Source organism: Serpentinimonas barnesii, assembly GCF_000696225.1.
Lineage (GTDB): Bacteria > Pseudomonadota > Gammaproteobacteria > Burkholderiales > Burkholderiaceae_C > Serpentinimonas > Serpentinimonas barnesii.
Window position 1 is genome coordinate 1 of sequence record NZ_BAWN01000079.1, and the last position, 1,850, is coordinate 1,850.

Consider the following 1,850-nt stretch of genomic DNA (forward strand, 5'->3'; position numbering starts at 1 on the left):
CGCCTAACCTGCGGTTCAACTCGGACGTGCCTTCGGCCCGCCGGTTAACCTCAACGTTAGGCGTCATGAATCCCATCGATTGGCTTGAGCAGACGGTTCTAGGCTTTAGTGAGCTTCCAAGCGAGGATCGCGAAGCGATCTTCCAGTTCGCCTTGCTATGGAGCCTCTTCGAAGCAAAGGCGCTCCAAACGCGAGCGTCGGCCAACTCAATTCTTGCGCTCGTGCACGAACGGGCTGCCCAGAATCGTCTTGCTGCGGGAGACTTCGAACCCAGCCTGCGCTACTTTCGCCAACGCTACTTTTCCGCCGGCATTGCAACTCAGCACTATGCCGGATTGCACCTTCGAACCAATGACAACGCCGTACTTGTCCAGCAGGTTCTGTGCGGCGCCAACAACAATCCAGCAGATTCAGTTGCAGCATTGCTTATCGTTATCTATCGGCTTCGCAACAACCTGTTCCACGGGTTGAAGTGGGCCTATGGAATTCAGAATCAGCGCGAGAACTTTGAGCACGCAAACGCCGCGCTAATGACCGCTTTCACTCAGTTGGCCCAGCATGACGCCTAACTGTCGCATCCCAGACGATCGTATGGCCTTTCGGCGCTTCACGCCCTCGCGCTTCGGCTGCTATGTCAGGCTACTGGACTGCTGCTCCTCGGTCTGCCCACCATCACCCAGCGCACCGCACTTGCTTTCCTGCAAGACCCCGGCCATAATCTCCGGCAACGCCGCAGTGTTCCAAGGCCCAGTTTCCCTTCTCACCATCGCCTAACCTGCGGTTCAACTCGGACGTGCCTTCGGCCCGCCGGTTAACCTCAACGTTAGGCCTCACAAAACAAGTCAGTCGCACAATTTAGTGTTCCCCGTCTTATGCCACCAGAAACTCTCTTCGCTTTCTCCATGTTTGCCTTGGTGACATCGATAACGCCAGGTCCAAACAACTTCATGCTCTTGGCATCGGGTGTTAATTTTGGATTTCGATTGTCTATCCCGCACATGCTTGGCATCAGTGTAGGTTTCCTCATTATGGTGCTAGGTGTTGGCCTTGGCCTTGCCGAGGTCTTCGAACAGTTCCCATGGATCTACGATGTGCTTAAATGGATCGGAGCCGCATACATGCTCTACTTGGCTTGGTGCATTGCAAACTCCGGCCCATCTGAAGATATGAAATCGCCAAGTCGTTCATCTAGTCCATTGAGCTTTTTGGGCGCCGCTGCGTTTCAATGGGTCAACCCAAAAGCTTGGATCATGGCCGTGGGCGCATTCAGCACTTACGTCCCCGCGTCCAGCGGCATCGAAGTAATCGTGCTCACGGCATTGCTCTTTGCAGCGGTGAATTTGCCCAGTGTTGGAGTGTGGGCACTCTTTGGCTCCCGGCTACGCCACTTCCTTCAAAACCCACTCAATCGCAAGTTGTTTAACTATGGTATGGCCAGCCTGCTTGTAGCATCACTCTACCCGCTACTAAAGCAGTGAGGCCTAACACCTCGCTCAACGGGAGCGCCAACGGCAGGTCAATAGGCCCAGACACCCTTCTCACCATCGCCTAACCTGCGGTTCAACTCGGACGTGCCTTCGGCCCGCCGGTTAACCTCAACGTTAGGCCTCGCTCTGGCTTCTGCCGTTCCACCTCCGCGCGCTCCGGCGACGCTGCCCGGTTGCTGCCCTGCTGCTCGGCCTTCGTGGAGCGGAACAGGCACACCGCGCTTGCTTTCCTCTGTGCTTGCTTTCCTGCAAGGCCCCGGCCATAATCTCCGGCAACGCCGCAGCGTTCCAAGGCAGCAGCACCCTTCTCGCCATCGCCTAACCTGCGGTTCAACTCGGACGTGCCTTCGGCCCGCCGGTTAA

The 1,850-nt window shown here is 56.5% G+C and carries 2 protein-coding genes; both read left to right on the plus strand.

The window, feature by feature from the left end; all coding sequences use genetic code 11:
• Positions 1-569, plus strand: a 569-nt coding sequence (locus tag SRAH_RS11740; protein ID WP_206741115.1) for a hypothetical protein, incomplete at its 5' end; no start/stop codon positions are given.
• 333 nt (positions 570-902) lie between these two features.
• Positions 903-1,478, plus strand: coding sequence for a LysE family translocator (locus SRAH_RS11750; RefSeq protein ID WP_232841053.1), 576 nt, complete (start codon positions 903-905; stop codon positions 1,476-1,478).
• Positions 1,479-1,850: the final 372 nt, after the last annotated feature.

Coding starts and splice junctions, on each gene's coding strand:
- SRAH_RS11750 (WP_232841053.1), top strand. CDS start 903: ATGTTTGCCTTGGTGACATCGATAACGCCAGGTCCAAACAACTTCATG.